The organism is Rhodoferax sp. SPJ21, from assembly GCF_058216335.1.
This window is the reverse complement of the sequence record NZ_JBYZMO010000002.1, coordinates 244,203-269,228: the sequence shown is the minus strand read 5'-3', so window position 1 is coordinate 269,228 and position 25,026 is coordinate 244,203. Positions and strand designations below refer to the sequence as shown.

General features: G+C 62.4%; 23 protein-coding genes. 17 read left to right on the top strand and 6 right to left on the bottom strand.

Annotation, left to right across the window (positions count from 1 at the left end; translation table 11 throughout):
- Positions 1-44: 44 nt before the first annotated feature.
- Genes AC4BBN_RS09065 through AC4BBN_RS09055 form a run of 3 tightly spaced genes read left to right on the top strand, consistent with a single transcriptional unit; the run spans position 45 to position 5,643 of the window.
- On the top strand, positions 45-2,276 hold the full coding sequence (locus AC4BBN_RS09065) for a putative bifunctional diguanylate cyclase/phosphodiesterase (RefSeq protein ID WP_490591658.1): 2,232 nt from the start codon (positions 45-47) through the stop codon (positions 2,274-2,276).
- The gene (locus AC4BBN_RS09060; protein WP_490591657.1) at positions 2,273-3,364 is read left to right on the top strand and encodes an ABC transporter substrate-binding protein; all 1,092 of its coding nucleotides are present in this window, start codon (positions 2,273-2,275) and stop codon (positions 3,362-3,364) included. The genes AC4BBN_RS09065 and AC4BBN_RS09060 overlap by 4 nt, the downstream gene beginning before the upstream one ends.
- Positions 3,361-5,643, top strand: coding sequence for a sensor histidine kinase (locus tag AC4BBN_RS09055; RefSeq protein WP_490591656.1), 2,283 nt, complete (start codon positions 3,361-3,363; stop codon positions 5,641-5,643). The genes AC4BBN_RS09060 and AC4BBN_RS09055 overlap by 4 nt, the downstream gene beginning before the upstream one ends.
- 73 nt (positions 5,644-5,716) lie before the next feature.
- On the opposite strand, the gene AC4BBN_RS09050 is transcribed toward AC4BBN_RS09055, so the two are convergent.
- Positions 5,717-7,246 carry a YifB family Mg chelatase-like AAA ATPase gene (locus tag AC4BBN_RS09050; protein WP_490591655.1) on the bottom strand — a complete coding sequence of 510 codons (1,530 nt, stop codon included), beginning with the start codon at positions 7,244-7,246 and terminating at the stop codon, positions 5,717-5,719.
- A 273-nt stretch (positions 7,247-7,519) separates the two neighbouring features.
- Here AC4BBN_RS09050 and glnK point away from each other — a divergent pair, with 273 nt between their 5' ends.
- From glnK to AC4BBN_RS09030, 4 genes are all read left to right on the top strand, one after another.
- The gene (gene glnK / locus AC4BBN_RS09045) at positions 7,520-7,858 is read left to right on the top strand and encodes a P-II family nitrogen regulator (RefSeq protein WP_490591654.1); all 339 of its coding nucleotides are present in this window, start codon (positions 7,520-7,522) and stop codon (positions 7,856-7,858) included.
- Between the two features lie 35 nt (positions 7,859-7,893).
- Complete coding sequence (locus tag AC4BBN_RS09040) at positions 7,894-9,456, top strand: ammonium transporter (RefSeq protein WP_490591653.1); 1,563 nt, start codon at positions 7,894-7,896, stop codon at positions 9,454-9,456.
- A gap of 141 nt (positions 9,457-9,597) precedes the next feature.
- Entirely contained in the window at positions 9,598-10,497 is a 900-nt protein-coding gene (locus tag AC4BBN_RS09035; protein ID WP_490591652.1) for an SMP-30/gluconolactonase/LRE family protein, read from the top strand.
- 71 nt (positions 10,498-10,568) lie between these two features.
- Positions 10,569-11,315 (top strand): YoaK family protein, encoded by a 747-nt coding sequence (locus AC4BBN_RS09030; protein ID WP_490591651.1) that lies wholly within the window; start codon positions 10,569-10,571, stop codon positions 11,313-11,315.
- A 6-nt stretch (positions 11,316-11,321) separates the two neighbouring features.
- Here the strand turns inward: AC4BBN_RS09030 and AC4BBN_RS09025 are convergent, their stop codons facing one another.
- Positions 11,322-11,960 (bottom strand): glutathione S-transferase family protein, encoded by a 639-nt coding sequence (locus AC4BBN_RS09025; RefSeq protein WP_490591650.1) that lies wholly within the window; start codon positions 11,958-11,960, stop codon positions 11,322-11,324.
- A 307-nt stretch (positions 11,961-12,267) separates the two neighbouring features.
- Here AC4BBN_RS09025 and xylF point away from each other — a divergent pair, with 307 nt between their 5' ends.
- The 10 genes from xylF to AC4BBN_RS08975 all read left to right on the top strand — a co-directional run bounded on the left by xylF (position 12,268) and on the right by AC4BBN_RS08975 (position 22,427).
- The gene (xylF, locus tag AC4BBN_RS09020) at positions 12,268-13,290 is read left to right on the top strand and encodes a D-xylose ABC transporter substrate-binding protein (RefSeq protein ID WP_490592844.1); all 1,023 of its coding nucleotides are present in this window, start codon (positions 12,268-12,270) and stop codon (positions 13,288-13,290) included.
- Between the two features lie 80 nt (positions 13,291-13,370).
- Positions 13,371-14,570: a sugar ABC transporter permease gene (locus AC4BBN_RS09015; RefSeq protein WP_490591649.1), complete on the top strand. Its 1,200-nt coding sequence runs from the start codon at positions 13,371-13,373 to the stop codon at positions 14,568-14,570.
- Positions 14,571-15,350 carry an ATP-binding cassette domain-containing protein gene (locus AC4BBN_RS09010; protein ID WP_490591648.1) on the top strand — a complete coding sequence of 260 codons (780 nt, stop codon included), beginning with the start codon at positions 14,571-14,573 and terminating at the stop codon, positions 15,348-15,350. It begins immediately after the preceding gene.
- 34 nt (positions 15,351-15,384) lie between these two features.
- Complete coding sequence (locus tag AC4BBN_RS09005; RefSeq protein ID WP_490591647.1) at positions 15,385-16,542, top strand: ROK family transcriptional regulator; 1,158 nt, start codon at positions 15,385-15,387, stop codon at positions 16,540-16,542.
- Positions 16,543-16,560: 18 nt separating this feature from the next.
- Positions 16,561-17,877 carry a xylose isomerase gene (gene xylA / locus AC4BBN_RS09000; RefSeq protein WP_490591646.1) on the top strand — a complete coding sequence of 439 codons (1,317 nt, stop codon included), beginning with the start codon at positions 16,561-16,563 and terminating at the stop codon, positions 17,875-17,877.
- A 921-nt stretch (positions 17,878-18,798) separates the two neighbouring features.
- Positions 18,799-19,434 (top strand): YiiX family permuted papain-like enzyme, encoded by a 636-nt coding sequence (locus tag AC4BBN_RS08995; protein ID WP_490591645.1) that lies wholly within the window; start codon positions 18,799-18,801, stop codon positions 19,432-19,434.
- Positions 19,435-19,542: 108 nt separating this feature from the next.
- Complete coding sequence (locus tag AC4BBN_RS08990; RefSeq protein ID WP_490591644.1) at positions 19,543-20,052, top strand: hypothetical protein; 510 nt, start codon at positions 19,543-19,545, stop codon at positions 20,050-20,052.
- Positions 20,053-20,140: 88 nt separating this feature from the next.
- Positions 20,141-20,575 (top strand): GNAT family N-acetyltransferase, encoded by a 435-nt coding sequence (locus AC4BBN_RS08985; protein ID WP_490591643.1) that lies wholly within the window; start codon positions 20,141-20,143, stop codon positions 20,573-20,575.
- Positions 20,576-20,949: 374 nt separating this feature from the next.
- The gene (locus tag AC4BBN_RS08980) at positions 20,950-21,174 is read left to right on the top strand and encodes a type II toxin-antitoxin system Y4mF family antitoxin (RefSeq protein WP_490591642.1); all 225 of its coding nucleotides are present in this window, start codon (positions 20,950-20,952) and stop codon (positions 21,172-21,174) included.
- Entirely contained in the window at positions 21,171-22,427 is a 1,257-nt protein-coding gene (locus AC4BBN_RS08975) for a type II toxin-antitoxin system HipA family toxin (RefSeq protein ID WP_490591641.1), read from the top strand. The genes AC4BBN_RS08980 and AC4BBN_RS08975 overlap by 4 nt, the downstream gene beginning before the upstream one ends.
- Before the next feature lie 19 nt (positions 22,428-22,446).
- Here the strand turns inward: AC4BBN_RS08975 and AC4BBN_RS08970 are convergent, their stop codons facing one another.
- The 4 genes from AC4BBN_RS08970 to AC4BBN_RS08955 form a co-directional block, all read right to left on the bottom strand.
- A complete protein-coding gene (locus AC4BBN_RS08970) occupies positions 22,447-23,361 on the bottom strand; it encodes a glutaminase (RefSeq protein WP_490591640.1) in 915 nt (304 codons plus the stop codon).
- A 226-nt stretch (positions 23,362-23,587) separates the two neighbouring features.
- Complete coding sequence (locus AC4BBN_RS08965; protein WP_490591639.1) at positions 23,588-24,016, bottom strand: thiol-disulfide oxidoreductase DCC family protein; 429 nt, start codon at positions 24,014-24,016, stop codon at positions 23,588-23,590.
- A 134-nt stretch (positions 24,017-24,150) separates the two neighbouring features.
- Positions 24,151-24,432, bottom strand: a complete 282-nt coding sequence (locus tag AC4BBN_RS08960; RefSeq protein ID WP_490591638.1) for a TIGR03643 family protein — start codon at positions 24,430-24,432, stop codon at positions 24,151-24,153.
- Between the two features lie 65 nt (positions 24,433-24,497).
- Positions 24,498-24,998, bottom strand: a complete 501-nt coding sequence (locus tag AC4BBN_RS08955) for a glutathione peroxidase (protein WP_490591637.1) — start codon at positions 24,996-24,998, stop codon at positions 24,498-24,500.
- Between the last annotated feature and the right edge of the window lie 28 nt (positions 24,999-25,026).

The following is a 25,026-nucleotide window of genomic DNA, read 5'->3' as shown; positions in this document are numbered from 1 at the left end:
AGTTAATCCCCCCACTTAGCGCCACGCCTTCTGCCGGACTGCCCATGGATGACGATGACCTGCTTGAGTTCATAGACGCCCCCTCGGCCGCCGAGACCTCTGCGGGTGCGACCATGCCGGAGGCCTGGCGCATTGTGGTGGTGGACGACGACCCCGATGTGCACGAAAGCACGTCTTACGGCTTGCGTGGCCTGGAGGTCGAGGGCCGTGGTCTGCAGTTGCTGCACGCCTATTCGGCGGCCCAGGCCCTGCAGATGTTGCGTGACGAAACCGGCGTTGCTGTGGTGCTGCTGGACGTGGTGATGGAAACCGAAGACGCTGGCCTGGCCACGGTAGGCGCCATCCGTGACGGGTTGGGCCTGGCTAATCTGCGCATCATCCTGCGCACCGGACAGCCAGGCCAGGCACCCGAGATCGAGACCATACGCCGCTACGACATCAATGACTACAAGACCAAGAGCGAGCTGACCCGCACCAAGCTCTATACCGCGCTGACCACCGCTATCCGCTCCTATGACCAGCTGTGCCGCCTGGATGCCAGCCGCAAGGGGCTGGAGCAGATCGTGGCGGCCAGCAACCAATTCATTGCCGATGCCGGCGTGCAGACATTTGCCCAGGGCGTAATCACGCAAATTGCCGGGCTGATCGGCATCGAGGCGGAAGGCCTGGTGTGTGCCTCTACCGGCGTCGGTGAGGGCTCTGCGCAGTATGTCGTGATTGCGGCGGCCGGGCATCTGGCCTATTTGATGCGCCGCCGTATCAGCGAGATCGACGACCCACATATCGTTGCCAGCCTGACGCAATGTCTGGCGGAGCGCCGCAACCTGGTCACCGAGCGCAGCATCACCTTGTTTTTCGAAGGGCGGGAGTCGGGCGATTTCGCTGCGTTTGTGTATTCGGCCCAGCCTTTGCGCGCAGTGGACATGCATTTGATGCAGGTGTTTTGCACGAACATCGCCCTGTGCGCGTCGAATGTGGAGCTGGTAGCCCGCCTGCGTGACTATGCCTTTGTGGACCGCATGCTGGGCTTGCCCAACCGCACCGCCCTGATCGAGCATATGGACCGGGCTATTGCCGACGGCTCGGCGCAGGGCTGTGCTCTGGGTCTGATGGATGTGGACCAGTTTGCCGAGACCAACGATATGTTTGGCCACGTGTACGGCGACCTGTTGCTGGCCGCCATCACCCGCCGGCTGCGCGGCCTGCATGGGGGCGACGCGTTTTTGGCGCGGGTGGGTGGCGATACCTTTGCCTTGTTTGGCGCTGAAACCCGGGTCCAGCCCGAGGTGTTGCGCGCGGTGTTCGAGCAGCCCTTTGAGATCGAGGACATTCAGCGCCCGGTGTCCATCTGCATCGGTCTGGTGCACTGCGATGCGGCCGGTGGCAGCGGCCTGGAACTGCTGAAGAATGCGTCGATTGCGCTCAAGCGTGCCAAGGAGTTGGGCCAGGGCCGCAGCGCGTACTACTCGGCCGAGATCGGCATTGCCACACGCGAACGCACCCGCTTGCTGCATGGTTTGCAGCGTGCCTTTGACCACGAACGCTTGTTCGTCGTTTACCAGCCGCAAATGTCTTTGCGCACCGGGCTGCCCATAGGTTTTGAGGCGCTGCTGCGCTGGCGCACCGAAGACGGCCAGTTCGTGCCGCCCGACCGCTTCATCCCTGTGGCCGAGCAGTCCGGTCTGATCGTGGCCATCGGCGCCTGGGTCCTGCGCACGGCGCTGCACGCCCACGGCCAGCTGCGCGCAGCTGGCATACAGGGCATACGCATGGCGGTGAACGTGTCGTCGGTGCAGTTCGCGCAGCCCCAGTTTCTGGCCACGGTGGACGAGGCACTGGCCGACACCGGCATGCCGCCCGACTGCCTGGAGCTGGAGATCACCGAGTCTGTGGCGGTGATGGGCATGGAGCGCGTCGCCAGCGTGCTGCGCGCCATCAAGGAGCGCGGCATTGCGGTGGCGATTGACGACTTCGGTACCGGCTTTTCTTCGCTGTCCTACCTGGACCAGTTGCCCGCAGACCGGCTGAAGATTGACCGCGCCTTTGTCAGCTCGCTGGACTCGGGCCGGCTGGGCGCGCGCATTGCCGAGATGATCGTGCCGCTGGGCCACCAGCTGGGCATGCAGGTGCTGGCCGAAGGGGTGGAAACCGAGGTCCAGGCCAGCATCTTGCGCAGCCTGGGCTGCGACGAGGCCCAGGGCTATTTGTACGCCAAAGCCATGGTCATCGAAGACCTGCTGCCTTGGCTGGCACAGCGCCTGGGTATAAAGCCGTGAAATTCTGGCCCTGGCTGCTGCTGGCAGGGCTGTTGGCAGGCTGTGGCCCTGGCCAGCCGGTGCGCATAGGCTTTATTGCCAGCTTGTCCAACCGCAGTCCAGATGTCGAAGAGGACGGTCGCAATGGCCTGATGCTGGCCATAGAGCAGCGCAACCAGGCCGGCGGCCTGGGCGGCCACCCGATTGAGCTGGTGGTGCGTGACAGCGGCCAGACGCCGCAACAGGCACAGTCGGCCATGCAGGCGCTGGTGCAGTCCAAGGTGGTGGTGGCGGTGGGCTCGATTACCAGTGCCACCGCCGCCTTGGTGGTGCCGCTGGCCGATGCGGCCCAGCTGGTGCTGCTCAGCCCCACGGTGACGTCCATGGATTTTGTGGGCAAAGATGACTACTTCTTTCGCATGAACCGCAATGCACGCGAAAACGCCAGCGCGTATGCGGCCAAGCTGTTTCAGCGCGGCCAGCGCCGCGTGTCCGTGTTGTACGACGTGCGCAACAAAAGCCTGTCCAGCTCCTGGGTCCACGAGTTCCGGTCTGCCTATGCCGTTGCGGGCGGCCAGGTGGCGGCCGAAGTGCCTTTTGGCGCGGAGGGGCAGGGCGTGGGCGACAGCGTGCGCCAGATGCTTGCGGCACAGCCAGACGGTTTGCTGTTCATCGCCGCAACGCTGGACGTGGCGCAGCTGGCCCAGCAGGCCGAAAAGCTGGCCCCCGGCTTGCCCAAGACAGCCTCGGAATGGGCTTCTGGCGACTATCTGGTGGAGCTGGGCGGACGGGCGGTAGAGGGCATGGTGACGTCCCAGGTGTTTGACCGCGCTGACACTTCCGAGCGTTACCGCCGCTTTCGTGATGCGTACCAGACGCGATTTGCACGGCCACCCAGCTTTAGCGCCGTAGCTTCGTTTGATGCGGGTACGGTTTTGCTGCAGGCTTTGGATCGGCGCTCCTGGCATGAGTCGGTCAAGGATGCCTTGCTGAAATACGGTCCCTACGAAGGGCTGCAGCAGAGCATCCAGTTCGACCGCTTTGGCGATGCCACGCGCAAGATGATCTTCACCCAGATCCAGGCGGGTCAGTTCGTGCCCTTGCCATGATGGTTTGGCGGCTGCGCAGCTATCTGGCGGGTCTGCTGGTGGCCACTATGCTGGTGACCCTGGTGATTGTGGGCAGTGCCATTTTGTGGATGCGTATTCCGCAGATCGAGCAGGCCAACAAGGAAAAGGTGGCTCGGGACATCGGAGAGATGGCCGCCCTGATGGAGATTCTGCTGGGCTCGGTGGAGTCGCGTGTGCAGGTGCTCAGCCAGGCGGTGCGGCTGGCGCCTGCGTCGCAGGCGAATGCGCTGCTCGATGAAGCCGTGGGTAACGCGCATGTGATGGGGGCTATTTACCTGGTGTCGGGAGCTGGCCGTGTACTGGCTGCCGGTGTGCCTGAGACCCTGCGTGCCCAGCGCGAGGACTGGCTGGGCACCGATCTGTCGGCCAACCCGCTGTTTCGCGCGGCCCAGACCCGCCAGCAGCTGGTCTGGGGGGACAAATACTTGTCTCTGCTGTCCGGCGTGGTGACGGTAGGGCTGGCCTATCCGGTGGACGCCCAGCGTGTGCTTGTGGCCGAGGTGCCACTGTCCTATTTGCTGCGCACCTTCCAGCTGGCGGCGGGCCAGCGTGACTCCCTCATCTGGCTGGTGGACCGGCGTGGCGAGGTGCTGGCCGATACCGAAGGGGGGGCGCTGGTGGGCCGCGTGAATGTGTTGAACCTCCCGCTGATATCTACCTTTCAACAGGGCCAGGCTTTGCCCGATCTGTTTAGCTTCATGGACCGGGAGTTTCACCCGGCCATATCCCACTCCATGGACCTGGACTGGTATTTCTTGGGCGGCATGCCCTCTGGCCTGGAGAACCGAGAGATCCGCGGCCTAGTGGTAGTGGTTTTCACGGTATTTCTGGGGGCTCTGGTGGTGGGCTTCCTGTTGGCTCCGTTCTGGGCGTCCCGCTTGATACGCCCGCTGCGGGGGATTGTGGTGCGCGCCGGCCAAATATCTGCCGGCGAGCAGGTCGGCCCTTGGCCGCAGGGGACGATCGCCGAGTTCAACCGCCTCTCGGGCGACCTGGAAAAAATGGCGGCCACGCTGCAGGAGCGCCAGCAGAAATCTCAGGCCATCTTCAACACCTCGCCGGTGGCCATGTCGGTGACCAGCACGGAATCTCCGTTCGCCCTGCTGGACGTGAATCTGGCCTGGTGCCGGGTGTTCCGGCGCCGCCGTGAAGATGCATTGGGCCGCACAGGGACGGAGCTGAATATGTGGCGCTCGCTGGACGACCGCGCGGCCATGTTTGCCGCGTTCCAGGCAGGGCATGCCACCGCCGAGGCCTGGATGCTGCGCGGTGACGGCGAGCCCGTGCTGATCCAGTTATCGCGTGACAAGGTACATATCGGTGCATTGCAGATGATGGTCTGGGCGGGCGTGGATATTACCGAGATGCACCGCATCGATAACGCCTTGCGCGAGCTCAACGCCGAGCTGGAGGAGCGCGTGGCGCGCCGTACCGAGGCCCTGGCCGGTGCCAACGACGATCTCTCCACTGCCATTGCCGAGCTGCGTCAAACCCAGACCGAGCTGGTGCGGGCCGAAAAGATGGCGGCTCTGGGTGGCCTGGTGGCCGGCGTGGCGCACGAGCTGAACACCCCGCTGGGTAACGGCCTGATGGCGGTGACCGCGCTGGGCGATGAAGTGCGCAAATTCAGGCAGTCCATGCAGGACGGGCTGCGGCGTACCGCCCTGGAGGCTCTGCTGTCCAGTGTCGAGCAGGCCACCGATATATCCACCCGCAACCTCTACCGCGCGGCAGAGCTGGTGAGCAACTTCAAGCAGGTGGCAGTGGACCAGACCAGCGCCCAGCGCCGGCGTTTTGCGCTGGCCGAGGTAGTGGCCGAAATCGTCAGCAGCCTGCGCCCTTCGTTTGCCCGCACCCCTTACAAGGTGGTGGTGGAGATACCGCCCGGGCTGTGGATGGACAGCTACCCCGGTGCCTTGGGCCAGGTGGTGACCAATCTGGTGAATAACGCGGTGCTGCATGGCTTCGAAGGCCGTAACCAAGGCACGGTGCGTATCACCGGCGAGGCCCAGGACGAGGGCTGGCTGCTGCTACGCGTGGCCGACGACGGCCGTGGCATTCCAGCCGATTTGCTGGACCGCATTTTCGACCCCTTTGTGACCACCAAGATGGGTCGAGGCGGTACCGGCTTGGGTCTGCATATTTCCTATAACGCGGTAGTTAGCTTGCTGGGTGGCAGCATCAGCGTGCGCAGTGCGGAGGGTGAGGGGACGGATTTCGAGTTGCTTCTGCCCAGCAGCGCGCCACGGGCGAGTTGAGTGCGAATTGAGGGTGAAAAATGCTGCTAGCGCAGGAATTAACTACGCTGGCAGCTATCAAAAGTATAGTAATTTAGCTGGATGCTCGAAGCGCCCGGCGGTACTGCACGGCTTCGGCAATATGGCTGACATCGGTCGTGCTGGAGCCCGCCAGGTCGGCAATAGTGCGAGCCACTTTCAGTGTGCGGTGGATGCTGCGAGCCGACCAGCCCAGACGGGCTGCCGTGGTGTTCAGGAATTTGCCGGCGGCGCTGTCCAGTGCCACATGTTGGTCCATCTCCTGTCCTTGCAATGCCTGGTTGGACTTGCCCTGGCGCTCCATGGCCTGTTGCCGGGCGGCGCTGCTGCGTTGGCGAATCGTGGCCGTGGATTCGCCTGGTGGCGCGTTGAGCAGGTCCTGGGCCGGCAGCGCCGGCACTTCGATATGCAGATCGATACGGTCCATCAAGGGGCCGCTGAGCTTGCCTTGGTAACGCAAAACTTGGTCTGGCGAGCAGCGGCAGGCCTGCTGGCGCGAACCCAGGTAGCCGCAGGGGCAGGGGTTCATGGCGGCAATCAGCTGGAAGCGGGCTGGGAATTCGGCCCGCCGAGCAGCGCGCGAGATGGTGATGTGGCCGGTTTCCAGCGGCTCGCGCAGGGCCTCCAGTGCGGCCCTCGGAAATTCCGGCAGTTCATCTAAAAAGAGTACGCCATGGTGGGCCAGCGAGATTTCGCCGGGCCGCGGCGGCGATCCTCCGCCCACCAAAGCCACAGCGCTGGCCGTGTGGTGGGGGCTGCAAGTGGGGCGGGTTGCCCAGCGCTCCAGGGAGAAGCGCCCACCCAGGCTGGCCACGGCAGCACTTTGCAGCGCCTCTTCCACTGTCATAGGGGGCAGTAGTCCGGCGAAACGCTGGGCCAGCATGGATTTGCCCGAGCCGGGCGGCCCGATCAACAATAGGCTATGCCCGCCTGCGGCCGCAATCTCCAGCGCCCGTTTGGCCCCGGCCTGGCCTTTGACATCGGCCAGGTCGGCATAGCCGGCCGTGGTGGGCCGGGCGGTCTGCTGCAGTTGGCGCCAGCCTTCGGCCGGTGCGTCGCCTTCGCCTTGCGGCAAAAACTGCTGCACCACATCCAATAGGTGTTGGGCGCAGTACACCTGCGCACCAGGCACCAGGGCGGCCTCTTCGGCGCTGCCCGGTGGCAATACCAGACGGGTGTGCACTTCTTGTGCGTGCAGCGCCAGGCTGGTGGCCAGCGCACCGCGCACCGGGCGCAATGCACCAGACAGCGACAACTCCCCGGCAAACTCGTGGCCGGTCAGGCGTTCTGCCGCAATCTGGCCGCTGGCGGCCAGGATACCCAGCGCAATCGGCAGATCGAAGCGGCCCGAGTCCTTGGGCAGGTCGGCCGGCGCCAGGTTCACGGTGATGCGCTTGTTGTGCGGAAACTCCAGGCCGGAATTCTGGATGGCCGAGCGCACGCGTTCGCGTGCCTCCTTGACCTCCACGTCCGCCAGCCCGACCAAGGTAAAGCTGGGCAGGCCGTTGGTTAGATGCACCTCAACGGTGACGGCGGGCGCTTCCAGGCCCAGCAAGGCACGGCTCTGCACCAAACACAAGCTCATCGTCGTTTTACTCCCTGTATCGGTGCGCGGATGACGACCGAAGTTCACATTTCTTTGCAATGCACCATTTGTGTGCGATAAATACCAATCCAAAGCTGTGCATCGGCATGCATGGATAAAGGGTAGGTTAACAAATTGACACCAATTTGGCACGCTACATGCTTAGTGGTAGCCGATTCCCCTCATTATTTTGGAGAAGACAATGAAACTGCCAGCGCCCGAGGCCGGCCGCCTTGACGCCCACCCTCTCTACAGCCCATCGAAGGACCAGCCATGAAACTTGTCACCGCCATTATCAAACCGTTCAAGCTCGACGAGGTGCGCGAAGCCTTGTCCGGCATTGGTGTGCAGGGTATCACCGTGACGGAAGTCAAGGGTTTTGGCCGCCAGAAGGGCCATACCGAGCTGTACCGTGGCGCTGAGTACGTTGTTGATTTCTTGCCCAAGGTCAAGATTGAAGCAGCCATCGCCGACGAGTTGGTGGACCGCGTGATCGAGGCCGTAGAGGGCGCAGCCCGTACCGGCAAGATCGGCGACGGCAAGATTTTTGTCTACAACCTGGAGCAGGTTGTTCGCATCCGTACCGGCGAGACCGGCAAAGAAGCGCTGTAAGCGCGGCGTGCGTCATTAACGAAAGCCAAACAACCATGAAAAAACTTCTCGCATCTTTTGCCCTGGGTATGGGGCTGCTATGGGGCGCATCTTTCGCCCAAGCCCAGGCTCCGGCTGCCGAGCCGGCTGCAAGCATGGCGGCACCTGCCGCATCGGAAGAAGCCAAGCCGGCTGATGCCGCCGCCCCTGCACCTGCTGCAGCGGCCGCCGCAGCGCCTGCTGCCTCGGCACCTGCGGATGCCGCTTCGGCCGCACCCGCTCCGGTTCCAAACAAGGGCGACACCGCCTGGATGATGGTTTCCACGCTGCTGGTCATCATGATGACCGTGCCCGGTTTGGCTCTGTTCTACGGCGGCCTGGTGCGTAGCAAGAACATGCTGTCCGTGCTGATGCAGGTTTTGGTCACGTTCTCGCTGATCGTGGTGCTGTGGTTTATCTACGGCTACAGCCTGGCGTTCACCGAAGGCAATGCCTACATCGGTGGCTTTGACCGGCTCTTCATGAAGGGCATATGGGACAACGCTGCGGGCACGTTTGCCACTGGCGCCACCTTCAGCAAGGGTGTGCCAATGTATGAAATCGTGTTTGCCTTCTTCCAGGCTACCTTTGCAGGTATCACTTGCTGCCTGATCGTGGGTGCTTTCGCAGAACGTATCAAGTTCTCTGCAGTGCTGCTGTTCACAGCCATCTGGTTCACCTTCAGCTACGCTCCTATCGCCCACATGGTGTGGTTCTGGATGGGCCCTGACGCCTACGCTTCCAAAGAAGTGGTTGACGCTATGAACGCCAAGGCCGGTCTGATCTGGCAATGGGGCGCGCTGGACTTCGCCGGCGGCACCGTGGTGCACATCAACGCCGCTGTGGCTGGCTTGGTCGGTGCCTACATGATTGGCAAGCGCGTTGGCTACGGCAAGGAATCGATGGCACCTCACAGCCTGACGCTGACCATGGTCGGTGCCTCGCTGCTGTGGGTGGGCTGGTTCGGTTTTAACGCTGGCTCCGCTCTGGAAGCCAACGGCTTCGCTGCTCTGGCATTCATCAACACCCTGGGTGCTACCGCTGCGGCTGTGCTGGCATGGTGTGTCGGTGAAGCGCTGATGAAGGGCAAGGCTTCCATGCTGGGTGCTGCATCCGGCGCGGTGGCTGGCCTGGTGGCGATTACGCCTGCTTGCGGTAACGTCGGTATTGGCGGCGGCCTGGTGATCGGCTTCGTGGCAGGCTTCGCTTGCCTGTGGGGTGTGACTGGCCTGAAGAAGATTCTGGGCGCTGACGACTCGCTGGACGTGTTCGGCGTGCACGGTGTAGGCGGTATCCTGGGTGCGCTGCTGACCGGCGTGTTCAACAGCCCCAGCCTGGGTGGCCCGTCCACCGTGGCTGACTGGGTTTCCGCTGGCATGACGCCCGCTGACGCCTACTCCGTGGCTGCCCAAGTGTGGATCCAGGCCAAGGCTGTGCTGCTGACCATCGTCTGGTCCGGTGTCGTGTCTCTGGTTGCCTACAAGATTGTGGATCTGACCATTGGTCTGCGCGTCTCCGAAGAAGAAGAGCGCGAAGGTCTGGACATCAGCTCCCACGGCGAAACGGCTTACCACCGGTAAGCCACCCGGCGCTGCAGCCCACCGAGGCTGCAGCAAAGCCGCAGGATCTTTTTCCAAAGATTCGGCCCGCCCGCAGCAATGCCGGTGGGCTATTTTTTTGCCCGTTCACAATACGGGCACTGCAAACTTCTACCTCCCACCATGACCTGGCAAACCGTCACCACCGAACCCAACCTCTTGGGTGAGTCCCCCTTTTGGCATCCGCAGGAAAAACGCCTGTACTGGGTCGATGTACCCGGCAAGCTGCTGCAGCGCCTGGACGTGGCCAGCGGCGTGGTCGAGCGCTGGGCCATGCCTTCCGAGCCCGGCTGCATTGCCCCTGCTGCCAGCGGTGGCCTGGTGGTGGCGCTGCGCGAGGGTATTTACCGCGCGCCGGTCTGGGGTGGCGATCTGCAGCTATTGGCTGCCGCACCGTATGACCCGGCCACCACCCGCTTCAACGACGGCAAGTGCGACCCGCTGGGCCGCTTCTGGGCCAGCACCATCTACGAGCCACGCGATGCGCGCAAGGCCGAGCTGTACTGCCTGGAGGCCGGCAGGCTGAGCAGCAAGGCGGGCAACGCCATCACCGGCAACGGCCTGGCCTGGTCGCCCGACGCCAAGACCCTGTACTGGTCGGACACGCCGCACCACATCGTCCACGCCTGGGACTGGGACGCAGCCTCGAATGTGCTGTCGAACTACCGCGAATTCCTGCAGATGGCGCCCAAGCCCGCCGGCTGGCAGGCCGGCATGCCCGGCTACGGCGGCCGCCCCGACGGCGCGGCGGTGGACGTACAGGGCAACTACTACTCGGCCCAGTTTGAAGGCCAGCGCCTGTGCAAGTTTTCGCCGGACGGCGAGCTGCTGAAGGCCTACCCACTGCCCGTGCGTTGCCCCACCATGCCCTGCTTCGGTGGCGACGATCTGCAAACCCTGTACCTCACCAGCGGTCGCCATGGCCGTTCGGATGCAGAGCTGGCGGCGCTGCCCGCATCCGGCCACGTGCTGTCTTTGCGCGTGGATGTGCCGGGCCTACCGGTGAACTTCTTCAAAGACTAGGTTTGCTATTGTTTAAATAGCTGCTGGCGCAGATAGTATCTGCGCTGTAGCAGTATTTCTTATAAATCCCTATGCGCCGCTTGCGCCATCTTTCTAGCCATCACCGCACCCCGGCTACCAACCGGCTGCTGGGCGGCTTGCTGGCCTTCAACGCGGGGGCCATCAACGCCGGGGGCTTTCTGGTGGTGGGCATGTACACCTCGCACATGAGCGGTTTTGCGTCCATGGTGGCCGACAACCTGGTGCTGGGCCAGTTCACCTTGGTGTTAGGCGCGCTGGGCACCTTGCTGGCCTTCACCTGCGGCGCGGCCACCACGGCAGTGCTGGTCAACTGGGCGCGCCAGCACCATTTGCGTAGCGCCTACGCCTTGCCCTTGTTGTGCGAGGCGCTGCTGATGCTGGTGTTCGGCCTGATCGGCGCCACGCTGAACCGCCAGACCCCGTTTGCCGTGCCGCTGACCGTGCTGGTGCTGGCCTACACCATGGGCCTGCAGAACGCGCTGATCAGCAAGATCTCCTTATCGCAGATACGTACCACCCACATGACCGGCGTGGTGACCGACCTGGGCATTGAGCTGGGCAAGATGCTCTACATGAACCGCCAGGGCAGCCCGGTGGAATCGCGCGTGCGGGCCAACCTCGTCAAGATGCGTCTGTACGGCACCTTGTTAGGCGCCTTCGTCACGGGCGGGCTGGTGGGCGCCACCGGCTTCAAATACGTGGGTTTCATTTGGGTGGTACCGCTGGCCCTGCTGCTCTTGGCCTTGTCGCTGCCGCCGCTGTTGGCGGACCTGGCCCGCCCGCGCCCGGTACGTTAAGCCAGGTTAAGCCACGTCTTGCGGCCGTGGGTGGCCGGGCATCAGCTGGTAGGGCGCGAGCCAGCCAGGCTGGCCTTGGATGCGCTGCAGCCAGGCGCCAATAGCCGGGTAATCGGCCCAGTCCACGCCAAATTCAGCCGGCCAGAACAGGTAGCCGCATAGCGACAAGTCAGCCGTTGTCAGCCGCTGGCCCACCACGTATTGGCGGCCGTCCAGGTGCTGGTTCAGTATCTTCAGTGCGGCCACCATGCGGCCGCGCAAAAAGGCGGTGACTGGCGTTTCGCCCGTCTTGGCGAACTGCAGCTGGAAGCGCAGCGTGGCGATGTTGCTGGTCAGCTTGTGGTTATCAAACAAGATCCAGCGCAGCACTTCGCGGCGCTCGTCCTCGTTGGCCGGCGCCAGCTGCGGGAACTGTGCGGCCAGATAGTCCAGGATCACGCCCGACTGGCTGAGGCGCAGGCCGTTGTGCTCCAGTACCGGCACCTCGCCCATCACGTTGATATCGCGGTAGGCCGGCGTGCGGGTTTCGCCGTTGAAGAAATCCACAAAGCGCGGCGTCCATTCGGCGCCGCAGAGCTGCAGCGCCAGCGCCACCTTGTAGGCATTGCCCGACTGGGCGAAACAATAAAGTTGGTAAGCGGCCATGGTGTCTTTCGGGTGGGGTGGGCTGAATGCGCCATCGTAGCCGCAACCCTGGATGCTCTGTTTTTGATAGCTAATAGTGCACAGGGAATATGCGCTGGAAGGTTTTTTGTCGTCCATGCCAATGGGGCCAACTCCGTGAATCCCCGTATTAGGGCAAGTCCTAGTCCTTATTTTCTGGAAATGAAAGATAGTTCGTGCGGCAGTCGAACTAAGTGGTTTTGCGGAATTCCCGCCGCTGCCAAGGTGCGTTGGGCCGTCCGCCTGCAGCCGCCTCGTTGTTCCACAAAAACGGAGACAAAACATGAAGATCGCTTTCAAACAGACCCTGTCCATCCTGGCTTTGGGCCTGGCCAGCAGCGCCGCCTTGGCGCAAATGACCGTGGGCGTCAGCTGGTCCAACTTCCAGGAAGAACGCTGGAAGACAGACGAGGCCGCCATCAAGACCCAGCTGGAAAAGCTCGGCGCCAAGTACATCAGCGCCGATGCCGGTGGCTCGCCCGAAAAGCAGCTGGGCGACATCGACAGCCTGATGAGCAAGGGCGCGAAAGTGCTGATCGTGCTGGCCATGGACAAGGACGCCATCCTGCCCGCCGTCAACAAGGCCACCAAGCAAAAAGTGCCAGTCGTCGCCTATGACCGCCTGATCGAAGCGCCCGGTGTGTACTACATCACCTTCGACAACAAGGAAGTCGGCCGCCTGCAGGCTGCCGCCGTGTTCAAGGCCCAGCCCAAGGGCAACTACGTGATGATCAAGGGCTCGCCCACCGACCCGAACGCCAACTTCCTGCGCGAAGGCCAGCAAGAGGTGATCGACGCCGCCGTGAAGTCCGGCGCCATCAAGATCGTCGGCGAGGAATACACCGACGGCTGGAAGCCCGAAGTCGCGCAAAAGAACATGGAGCAAATCCTCACCAAGAACGGTGGCAAGGTGGATGCCGTGGTCGCCTCCAACGACGGCACCGCCGGTGGCGTGGTCGCCGCGCTGACCAGCAAGGGCATCAAGGGCATCCCCGTCTCCGGCCAGGACGGCGACTTTGCCGCTTTGAACCGCGTGGCCCTGGGCTCGCAAACCGTCTCGGTCTGGAAGGACGCACGTGACCTGGGCCGCGAAGCCGCCAGCGCCGCTGTGGCACTGGGTAATGGCAAGAAAGTGGACGGTACGGTGAGCTGGAACGGCGGCGAAAAGAAGATCGCGCTGGACTCGCACTTCCTCAAGCCCGTAGCCGTCACCCGCGACAACCTGGACGTGGTGGTCAAGGCTGGCTGGATCAAGAAGGATGAGCTGTGCAAGGGCGTTGCTGCGGCAACCGCACCAGCGGCCTGCAAATAACTCCCCGGTGCTGAAGCGCTCCGCCCTGCAGGCCAGGGCGGGCGCCAGCCTGGAGTCCTTTCTTCTTCCGGAACCCTGATATGAGCGATTCCCCCAACCCCTGGCAAAGTTCTTGGCGCCAGGCCAACATCGACTGGCGGCTCGTGCTGATGAGCCTGGTGCTGGCCGTGCTGGCCACGGTGTTTGGCCTGCTAACCGAAGGCATCTTCTTCTCGCCCGAGAACCTGTACAACATCGCCCAGCAGACGGCGGTGGTGGGCATCGTCTCCACCGTCATGGTGCTGGTCATCGTGGCCCGGCATATCGACTTATCGGTGGGCTCGGTGATGGGCTTTGTGGGTGTACTCATTGCCTATCTGCAGTACAGCGCCAACTGGTCCTGGCCCACGGCCTGCCTGGCCGGGCTGGCGGTAGCCTTGGCCGCTTCGATCTACCAGGGCTGGCTGACGGCGGTGCTGGGCGTTCCCTCATTCGTGGTCACGCTGGGCGGCTTGATGTCGTTTCGCGGCGCGGCATTTTTGGTGGCCGATGGCAAGACCCAGCCGGTCACCGACGAATTTTTTCTGCGCCTGGGCGGTGGCTACGACGGCGGCATTGGCACCACGGCCACCTGGTGGGTGACCGGCCTGGTCTGCCTGGCGCTGTTGCTGCGCGCCGTGCAAAAGCGCCGATCCCGCCAGCGCCACGGCGTGGCCAACGACCCGCTGTGGATGGAGGCCCTGCTGACCGGCGTGCCCATCCTGCTGCTGCTGGCCTTTGCCAACACCATGAACCACTACCTCATCTCCTCCAAGACCGAGCCGCAGGGCATACCGATACCGGTGCTGATCTGGGCCGTGGTGGCCGGCGCGCTGTCCTTCATCGTGCACCGCACCCGCTTTGGCCGCTATGTCTACGCCATGGGCGGCAACCCCGACGCGGCGGCGCTGGTGGGCATTCCGGTGAAGCGCGTCACCTTGCAATTATTTGCGCTGCTGGCCGTATTGATTACGGTGGCAGCTATTGTTTCCATAGCGCGGCTGAACGCCGGCACCAACTCGCTGGGCACCGGCATGGAGCTGTATGTGATTGCCGCGGCCGTCATCGGCGGCACGGCGCTGGCCGGAGGCAGCGGCTCCATCTTCGGCTCTGTCCTGGGCGCGCTGATCATGCAGTCGCTCGACAGCGGCATGCTGCTGCTGGACGTGTCCATCGGAAAGCGCATGGTGATCATCGGCCAGGTGCTGATCGTCGCCGTGGTGTTTGATGTTCTCTATCGCAAGTTCACGGGAGATCGTTAAATGACCGACCACTCCCAACCCTTGGTCCAACTGCGCGACATCCGCAAAGCCTTTGGCGGCGTGGTCGCTGTCGATGGCGTCAGCGTCAACCTCTACCCCGGCGAGGTCGTCGCCCTGCTGGGCCACAACGGCGCGGGCAAGTCCACGCTGATGAAGATGCTGGCCGGCGCCTACCCCATAGACAGCGGCGACACCGTGATTGCCGGCCACAAGGTGCACATCCGTACCCCGGCCGAAGCCCAGGCCCAGGGCATCGAAACCATCTACCAGACCCTGGCGCTGGCCGACAACCTGGACTCCGTCGCCAACCTGTTCCTCGGCCGCGAAAAGATGACCGCCTGGAACACGCTGGACGACCACTTCATGGAGGTCAACGCCCGCAAAGTCTTCGCCCGGTTGAACAAGAACTTCACCAACATCCGCGTGCCTGTGCGCCGCCTGTCCGGTGGCCAGCGCCAGGTGGTGGCGATTTCACGCGCGCTGTACTTCAACGCCCGCATCCTCATCATGGACGAGCCCTGCGCGGCCCTGGGCCCGGAGGAAACCGCCATGGTCGGCCGCCTGGTGCAGCAGCTCAAAAGCGAAGGCGTGGGCATCTTCCTGATCACCCACGACATGCCGGATGTGTTCAGTCTCAGCGACCGGCTGGCGGTGATGAAGAACGGCAAGCTGGTCGGCACCTACAACACTGCGGACGTGACCGAGGACGAGGTGCTGGGCATGATCATCACCGGCAAGCGGCCCGAGGGTAAGGCGCAGGCGGAGCGTGCGCAGAATTAGACTCAGGTCTTCTTTTGTTCACACGGCAACCCTTATGAAAACCACCGGCGACCAACAACTCGTCAAGCGCATCAACCGCAGTGTGCTGCTGCGCCTGCTGCGCGCCCAGCCCGGCCTGTCGCGGGCCCGCCTGGCGGCCGAGAGCGGCCTGACCAAGTCCACGGTCAGCCTGCTGGTGCGTGAGCTGCTCGACGACGGCTGGCTGACCGAGGCCGCCGAGCCGGTGAACGACGGCATAGGCCGCCCGTCCACCCCGCTGCGCATCCACGAAGGCGTGCGTGCGCTGATCGGCGTGGAGATCGCGGTCGAGGTGGTGCGCGTGGCCTGCGTCACGCTGCAGGGCGAGGTGCTGCACTCTGCCCAGCAGCCGCTGGCCAGCAATAGCCCCGTGCAGGCCGCGCAGCAAACCGCGCGCATGGTGGCCACCGCCTATGAAGGCCTGCGGGCGCTGGACCTGCAGCTGGTGGGCGTGGGCGTGTGCACGCCGGGCGCCATCGACCACGACACCGGCCTGGTGTTGTTCGCCCCCAACCTGGGCTGGCGCCAGCTGGACCTGCTGGACCTGCTGACCCGCGCCATGGCCAAAGCCGGCCTGCCGCCTGTGCCCGTGCAGCTGCAGAACGATGCGGACGCCGGCGCGCTGGGCGAATATGAATTTGCGCAGGGCGAGGGCGAAGACCCGCTGATCTTCGTCAGCTGCGACGTGGGCGTGGGCGCGGGCATTGTGTCCAACGACCGGCTGTTCACCGGCGCCCAGGGCATGGCCGGCGAAATCGGCCACACCATCATGCAGATCGACGGCCCGCTGTGCTCCTGCGGCCGCAAGGGCTGCGCCGAGGCCTTCATCGGCCTGCGCGCGCTGCGCAGCCACCCCATGGACCTGAGCCGCTCCGGCCACTACCTGGGCGTGCTGCTGCAAAACCTGTGGACCACCTTCAACCCGCGCGCCATTGTGGTGGGCGGCAAGTCGTGCGACCGCCACCCTGAATTCCTGCAGGCCGCGCAAAAAACCGTGGCCGCCTACTCTGAGAGCGCCGGCATGACGCCACCCAGCATCCGCGTGGCCCGCTACGGCCCCATGGCCGCTGCCGTGGGTGCAGCCGCGCTGACGCTGCATGAATACCTGCGGCCCATGCACCCCAATTCCGAAGCCCGGCGCGCGCGCGCGGGGCAGGCTCTTTCACCCCCTTAACTTTCTTAAAGGACTTCCATGGCTTCCTATTTCTCAGACATTGCCCCTATCGCGTTCGAAGGCCCCGCGTCCTCGAACCCGCTGGCCTTCAAGTGGTACGACCGCGACAGGCTGGTGCTGGGAAAGCGCATGGAAGACCACCTGCGGTTCGCCGCCTGCTACTGGCACAGCTTCTGCTGGAATGGCTTTGACCCGTTCAGCCACGACGGCACCTTCGAGCGCCCCTGGATGCGCATTGCCGACCCCATGGAAGCCGCCCGCGCCAAGGCCGACGCGGCCTTCGAATTCTTCGCCCGGCTCGGCGCCCCTTACTACTGCTTCCATGACCGCGACGTCGCCCCAGAAGGCGCCACCCCGCGCGAGAGTCTGAACAACTTGCACGCCATGGTCGACGTGCTGGGCGCCAAGCAGCAAGACACCGGCATGAAGCTGCTGTGGGGCACGGCCAACATGTTCAGCCACCGCCGCTTCATGGCCGGTGCCTCCACCAACCCCGACCCGGCCATCTTCGGCATGGCCGCCCTGCAGGTGCGCGCCGCCATGGACGCCACCTTGAAACTCGGCGGTGAAAACTATGTGCTGTGGGGCGGCCGCGAAGGCTACGAGACCCTGCTCAACACCCGCATGGGCCAGGAGCTGGACCAGATGGGCCGCTTCATGAACATGGTGGTCGAGTACAAGCACAAGATCGGCTTCAAGGGCACCATCCTCATCGAACCCAAGCCCCGCGAACCCACCAAGCACCAGTACGACTACGACGTCGCCACCGTCTACGGCTTCCTGTGCCGCTACGGCCTGGAGAAGGAAATCAAGGTCAACATCGAAGCCAACCACGCCACCCTGGCCGGCCACAGCTTCGAGCATGAAATCGCCACCGCCATCGACCTAGGCATCTTCGGCAGCATCGACATGAACCGAGGCGACATGCAATGCCAGTGGGACACCGACCAGTTCCCCAACAGCATCCCCGACACCGCGCTGGCCATGTATTTGATCTTGCAGGGCGGCGGCTTTACCACCGGCGGCGTCAACTTCGACAGCAAGGTCCGCCGCCAGTCCATCGACCCCGAAGACATGTTCTACGGCCACGTAGGAGCCATGGACGTCAGTGCCCGCTCTTTGCTGATAGCAGAAAAGATGATCAACGACGGCCGCCTGGAAAAGCACGTCGCCGCCCGCTACGCCGGCTGGCAAGGTGCTGAGGCACAGAATATCCTGGCCGGCAAGGTCAGCCTGGACACCCTGGCCGACCAGGTCCTGGCCAGCGGCGCCGACCCCCGCCCGGTCTCCGGCCGCCAGGAGTACATCGAAAACCTGCTGAACGCATATATCTGAGCGGATGCTATTGAAATCGTAGCTGCTGGCGCAGGTTCTATCTGTACCAGCGGCCGATTTGGTTTGCAAGCCCGCTGAAAGGGCTCCCCGCGCAGGGAGGCCATGGGGTCAGATCCGAATTGCGCTCTGTCTGCGTATTGGCGTCCAAGATGCCCACCCGCATTTCGGCTCTGACCCCAGGGCCGGATAAACACCCACTCTCAAATTGATAGCTGGTTGCGCAGGTAATTGCTGCGCGAGCGGTCGATTCGGCTTGTAGGTTCTTTGGGCGCTGACGACACCAGGCGCATCCCCGGCCGGGTAGTCGCCCCGGCAGGCGACTAACTTCTTTTGCTTCGCCAAAAGAAGTCAGCAAGAAAAGGCGAGCCGAAGTCGTCGCCCCTGCGCTGCGCTCCGGGTACGCTGCGTTGCTCGGTCTGGTCGGGGTCCCGCTCGAACTCGGCCTACGGCCTCAAACAATCGCGGGCCCTGATCCGCCCAGCCCTGCGCTACTCGCCGACGCCACACGGCATGGGAGCGGACAGCCAAACAGCCAGCCCGGCTACGCCGGGCATCGCGCCCTGCACGGGCTGCGACTTCAGGTAGCTTTCTGCTATATAAATAGGAGCTTCTAGCGCTGGTATTACCTGCGCTGGCGTCCTATTTGGCGTACAACCATTTGCCAGCCAACAAGCTGCGCCAGGCCATGGGGTCAGATCCGAATTGCGCTCTCTTTGCACATCAGAATTCACGTCGTCCACCCGCATTTCGGCTCTGACCCCAGGGCCGGGTAGATCCCCCCGGCTATAGTGGCCCATCACTTTGACCTGCCACTTTTGCTGGAACTCTTATATCCTTTGACCGCATGTTGGAAACCCCGGAAACCCAAGCCAACCGGGCATATGACACACATAGGAGCGTCGATGTCGGGAGGACACATTTGTGTCGCTTGATCTTGGGGCGGGCGTCATCATGAGATTCACCGTCATCTTGGCGTTGGCCTTTTTCGCTCACAGTGCTAGCGCAGAAATCTCGCCGCTTCACGACGGTGATGTCGTGTTTCAAACCTCTCGCTCGTCGCAAAGCATTGCTGTTCAGAACGCAACCGGTTCCCGCTACAGCCATATGGGCATCGTTTTCATCCGCAAAGGCAAGCCATTCGTTTACGAGGCCGCCAGCGAGGTGCAGTACACACCTTTGGACGTATGGGTTGCTCGTGGCATCGGAGGTCACGTTGTGGCCAAGCGATTGAAGGATGCTTCAGTCATACTTAATCCTGCTGGCGTCGAGCGGCTACGCCAGGCAGCACGGGGCTTTGAGGGCAAGCCCTACGATCTCACCTTTGAGTGGTCGGATGATCGAATCTACTGTTCTGAGCTTGTTTGGAAGATCTATCAGCGTGCTCTTGGGGTTGAGTTGGGTGCACTCCAGAAGATCAAGGAGTTCAACCTGAAAGACCCAGCGGTCCAGCAGAAAATGAAGGAACGCTATGGCGCACACGTTCCGCTCGAAGAGCCTGCCATTTCGCCGGTCGCCATGTTTGGCTCCTCCCGCCTGGTAACTGTGCTGGAGCGTTAGGGATGCTGGGCTCAACGTCAACTTGCCGAGAAGACCAAAAGCCCTGTTTCACTTTAGCGCGGCTAACAAAACAACCTCCACGAAAACCGTGGCTATTCAAGATGAGTTATGCCAAAGTTGCAATCCGCTTCTAAAACTGCCCCCCATATTGCGCTAGCGATAGCAGCTCACGCATTCGTACTCTTGCTGGTTACTGTGATCCCCGTACTGGTTTTCGAGGCTATAGCTTCCTACGCTCAAGACGGGCACAAGCGAGCATATGCATTTGATTTCATAGGTGGTGTCACTTATCCGCTTTACATCGGATATTGGCTCCTCAAGGCAAAGAGTTTCACGTTTAAGTTAACCACTTTGCATCTTCTTACGCTGGTGACATTCACAATTTTTGTCACTAACTTTTGTGACGTCTATAAATTGCCTAGGGTACAGGTAATGTTTCCGATTGTGTGGTCGCTGCTTGCGGCACCTGTCGCAGCTGTCGCACATACACGCGGTCAATCATTTTTTGTGCGAGCTTGCGTTACCAGTCTACTCATCTCATTTCCGCTAGCGTTACTCATGTCCGCTCTGCTGGCGTATGCCCAAGGCATGTCATCCATGGCCGGCATGCGCTGGTGAACTAATAGTTCAACTGACTCCGATCAGTGCGTTGCAATCGAACCCTTTGCAAGGTAACAAAGTTAAAGGGGGCACTTGCCTCGAAGTTATGACCGCCTTCTCACTCCGCCGCGCATCCGAGCCCGATAGAAACTTCATCTTTGAAGCCTTCAAAACCTCTATGCGCGATTACGTGGAGTGGGCTTGGGGATGGAATGAGGAGTTTCAGCGTAGTGGTTTTTGGGCCAATCTAGCGGTACAGAATTTCCAACTGATTTGCGATGGTGGGCAAAACACGGGGGCGCTGTATGTCGAAGAGAGCACGCAAAACCATTGGGTACGCACCCTCTTTCTGAAACCAGAATTCCAGGGGCGCGGGGTGGGTTCCTCTGTGCTTGCGCAAGAAGTGGTTCGCGCCACAGCCGTCCACAAGCCCCTCGTCCTGAAAGTGATCAAGATCAATCCGGCCAAACGCCTTTATGACCGCATGGGGTTCAAGGTCGTGCAAGAGGACGAGGCCACCTTCCATATGCAATGGGGCTGAGGTCGCAGGGATGGACGCGTCCACAACGCTGAAACGGGTGCTGCTATGCAGCTGGGTGCCTATGCCGCGCTTCTGAAAAGATAGCGACCAGCGCAGGATTTACCTACGCTAGCGGTCGATCAGGCTATTGCCTTTTATTTTCAAGCAAGGACCCGTGCGGCTCGGCGCCCTGGCTGTAGCGGGTGGCGCACCACAGCCCACGCCGGCCAGGGTTTTCATTTGCGGGTGGCGCTCTGTGGCCTTAAAAATTACCCATCGGTAATTTTCAATGGCATCCATGTCTTGGGCAGGATAAAATTACCCATCGGTAACTTTGGAGCGTGGCCATGCCGGAATCGCCGTTAACATTCCCGAGCGGTAATATTTCTCTGCCTGTGACGCTTCGTTCGACGGACGATGTGGGGGCCGTCGTGCGTGCGCAGCGCCAGGCCTTGGGTCTGCGCCAGATGGACTTGGCGGGTATCGGCGGAACGGGCAACCGTTTGATCGTGGACATCGAGAAGGGCAAGCCCACCGTGCAGTTGCAGAAGGTGCTCGACGTGCTGGACTTGCTGGGCCTGGAGCTGACGGTGCGACAGAAAGCGTCGAGGCCGCTGTGAAGCAAAGAGCGGCTGCACTGGATGTTTTCTACGGCACGGAGCGCATGGGCACGGTCCATGACGTTTCTCCCCTGGCATTTGAATACGCGCAGACTTGGTTGGACCGGAGGGATGCATTCCCTCTGTCCGTGATCGCGTTGCAGGCCGGCATGGTCGCGTCTGCGTATGTGCAGGCGTTTTTTGAGAACCTGCTGCCAGAGGGTGAACTGCGCATCTATCTGTCCGAGCAGCGCAAAGCCTCTACCTTGTTTTCCCTGTTGTTGGAGGTGGCTGGCGATACGGCGGGTGCCTTTGTCATGCTGCCCCAAGGTCAGCAACCCGAGCCGCCTGTGTACGTGCCCAGTGCGTGGGAGGCGCTGGCAAAAATCGTCAAGAACAAGTCCGCAGCCGCGATACAGATCCAAGGGGAAGACACCCGGATTTCTCTGGCCGGTGCGCAAGATAAGGCTTCGATTGCGATCTTTGACGGCAAGACACCGCTTTTGCCCCAGGGGTCAGCTCCGTCTACACACATCCTCAAACCAGACATTCGGCGCCTGGCCAAGGTGCGGGAATCCGCCGCCAACGAAGCGATCATCATGCGCACGGCAGCCCACTGCGGGCTCAACACCGCCAAGGTTTTTTACGAGCCGCTGACCCATGCCTGCGTTGTCGAGCGCTTCGACCGCTTCACCCGCGCTGACGGCACGCTGGGGCGACTCATCCAGTACGACCTGTGCCAGATCTCCGGCACAGGCTCTGACCGGAAATACGAAAAGGAGGGTGGCCCCGGCGTGGCCCAGTGTGCGCAGCTCATCCGCCGGTACAGCGCGCGTGCAGCCCTGGACCTGCAGGCCTTCGCGCAGTGGATATTTTTCAATCTTTACGTGGGCAACAACGACAGCCACGCCAAGAACCTCTCGGTCTATGAACGTGCTGGCGAGGGGGTTCGCCTCACACCGTTCTACGACATGATGTGTACCCGGATCTACCCTGGCCTGTCGAAGGAGTTCGCGTTCAATATCGGCGGCGAACTGCGTCCTGGCGAAATGGGCAAGGCCCAGGTGCAGGGCTTGGCCGTACAAATCGGCATGGGGTCTAAATACCTGCAATCGGTGGCGATGGACCTCGCAGCCAAGCTGCCTGACGCCATCGACAAGGCGACGAACGAGATTGCCCCCAGCCTTTCCAAAAGCGGGCTCATCTTTGCCGACAAGCTCGCCATGAAGGTGAAGTCGATCACGCGGAGCGCGGCTGCGCGCATCGACAGCTAAGAACTTGTCCGACCAGCGCCTAAAAAATAGACAACCCCGTCCGCCCCACAAACAGCTCCAACGCCTGCATGCCCAGCAGCGAATTGCCGCTGGCGTCCAGCGCGGGGGACCAGACGCACAGGCTGAGCTGGTCGGGCACCACGGCGACGATGCCGCCGCCTACGCCGCTCTTGCAGGGCAGGCCGATGCGGAAGGCGAATTCGCCGGCGGCGTCGTAGGTGCCGCAGGTCAGCATCAGGGCGTTGACGCGGCGTGTCTGGCTGGCGCTGACAACGGTTTGGTCCGCACGGTAGGGGTGGCGGCCGTCGCGGCACAGGTAGCCGGCGGCGCGGGCCATTTGCTGGCAGCTCATGCGGATGGCGCACTGGTGGAAGTACAGGTCCAGCACGGCGGCCACTGGGTTGTCGAGCTTGCCAAAGCTTTTCATGAAGTTGGCCAGTGCGTGGTTGCGAAAGCCGGTCTGGGCCTCAGACCGGGCCACCTCGGGGTCCAGGTGCACCGGCTCGTTGCACAGCTCGGACAACAGTTCCAGCACGTTGCCTACGCCGTTGCCGTGCGACAGCAGCCGGTCGGCCACGGCGATGGCGCCGGCATTGATGAAGGGGTTGCGCGGCTTGCCTTGCTCGTTTTCCAGTTGCACCAGCGAGTTGAACGGGTTGCCCGAGGGCTCGCGACCTATGCGCTGCCACAGCGCGTCGCCCAGGTGCTGCATCGCCATGGTCAGCGAAAACAGCTTGGACATGCTCTGGATGGAGAACGGCGTGGCGTAGTCGCCGCTGGCCGCCTCCAGCCCATCGCAGGTGCGCAGGGCAATGCCAAATTGCTGCGGCGAGACGCGGGCCAGCGCCGGGATGTAGCTGGCCACCGTGCCTTGCGCGCCGAGCTGGGGCCGCACGGCAGCAACGATGTCGTCGAGGATGGCTTGGAAGTTCACACGGGGCTCCGCACAAAAGGGAGCATGGATTGTCCCGCATTCCGGCCGTCAGGTAGAAGTCCAAATGCTATTGAATAAATAGCTGCTTGCGCAGGCGGAATATGCGCCAGAGGCCGATTTGGCTTGGTTCTATGCGGAGCAAGCCTCGTTCAGTTGGACTTGGGATGCTGGGCATGTTTGTCTGCCGCGATGGCATCGGGCACCGTCAAAAACCTCCGCCGCTGGCTTATTTGCACGGGGTTTGCTCTGCACTTCGCGCCCAGCGTTGCAGGCGAGGCCTGAGTCGCAAAAAGCCACAGTAGGCCAGTTCCAGCAGCGCAGTGACGCCGGGCAGCCGACCCACGCGACCCACCCAGCGCCAGCCTGGCATGGCCAGCCACAGCGCGACAAAGGCAGCAGCGCCACTGAGTACTTGGCCGTCTTGCAGGCGAACGTGAAAGCGGGCCATGTAGCGGGCCTGTTCAGCCGCAACCAAGCCCGCGTTGTCACTACTGACATCCAACCATGCCACAGGCTGCAGTGGCGCAAGCGACTGGTACAGGCCGATTTCCCGCTGGCACAAAGGGCAGGCACCGTCAAACATCACGGTCAATGTGCCGCAGTTCGCGTCCGGTGTGTTGTGAAGGTCGGGGCAATTTTGTGGAGCGGCGGACATAGGCAAAAGCTTCAGGTATGCCAGAACATGCTGGATGCCTGTTGTAACGCAACAGCCAATGCGCCGCTTGCGTCAGGGTATCAAGACACGACCCCATAACGCCCGGCGGTAGCCAGCACCGGCTGCAATGGAGATCACGACCGAGAGTTTGTGGCGCGGTGGCGCAAAAAAGCGGCGCCGCGCAATACGGCATGCTTCGTGCGCCGCCCGGCCACGCGTTGTCGCCACATCCGAAAGGAGGAAGGTTTCATATGCCTGCGCATCAAGGCGATGACAGCGGACTCATCCAGCCCGAACTGGGCCTCGATCGCCTCAAATGCGGTGCGGTCCTCCCATGCCATCTCGACAACGCGCGAGATGTCGGCATCACCCAAGGGTGTAGTACCCACGGCGCGGCGGTTCTTCAAATCAGGCATTGCATAGACCCTGAACCCCGTATTTTTAATGTTGCAAAACAGGACTTCCTTTTTACGAAGGTACCTTAAATGCCCAGCGCCGCCTCGATGTCTTTGTCCAGGCTCTTGGGCGTGTCGGTAGGGGCGTAGCGCTTGAGCACCTGGCCGTCTTTGCCGACCAGAAACTTGGTGAAGTTCCACTTGATGGCCTTGGTGCCCAGCAGGCCGGGGGCTTCGGCGGTGAGCCATTTGTAGAGCGGGTCGGCACCCGCGCCGTTGACCTCGATCTTGGCCATCATGGGGAAGCTGACGCCGTAGTTCAGCTGGCAGAAGCTGGCGATCTCGTCGTTGCTGCCTTTGTCTTGCGCGCCAAACTGGTTGCACGGAAAGCCCAGCACCGCCAGGCCCTTCGCGCCGTAGCGCTTGTGCAGCTCTTCCAGTCCGGCGAACTGGGGCGTGAAGCCACAGGCGCTGGCGGTGTTGACGACCAGCAAAACCTGGCCTTTGAACTGCGACAGGGCGACCGGTTGGCCGGCAATGTCTGTGGCGCTGAAGTCGTAAATCGTGGTGGGCGAGGAGGTAGTCATTCCATTCATTTAAGCAGACTTCGCCAGT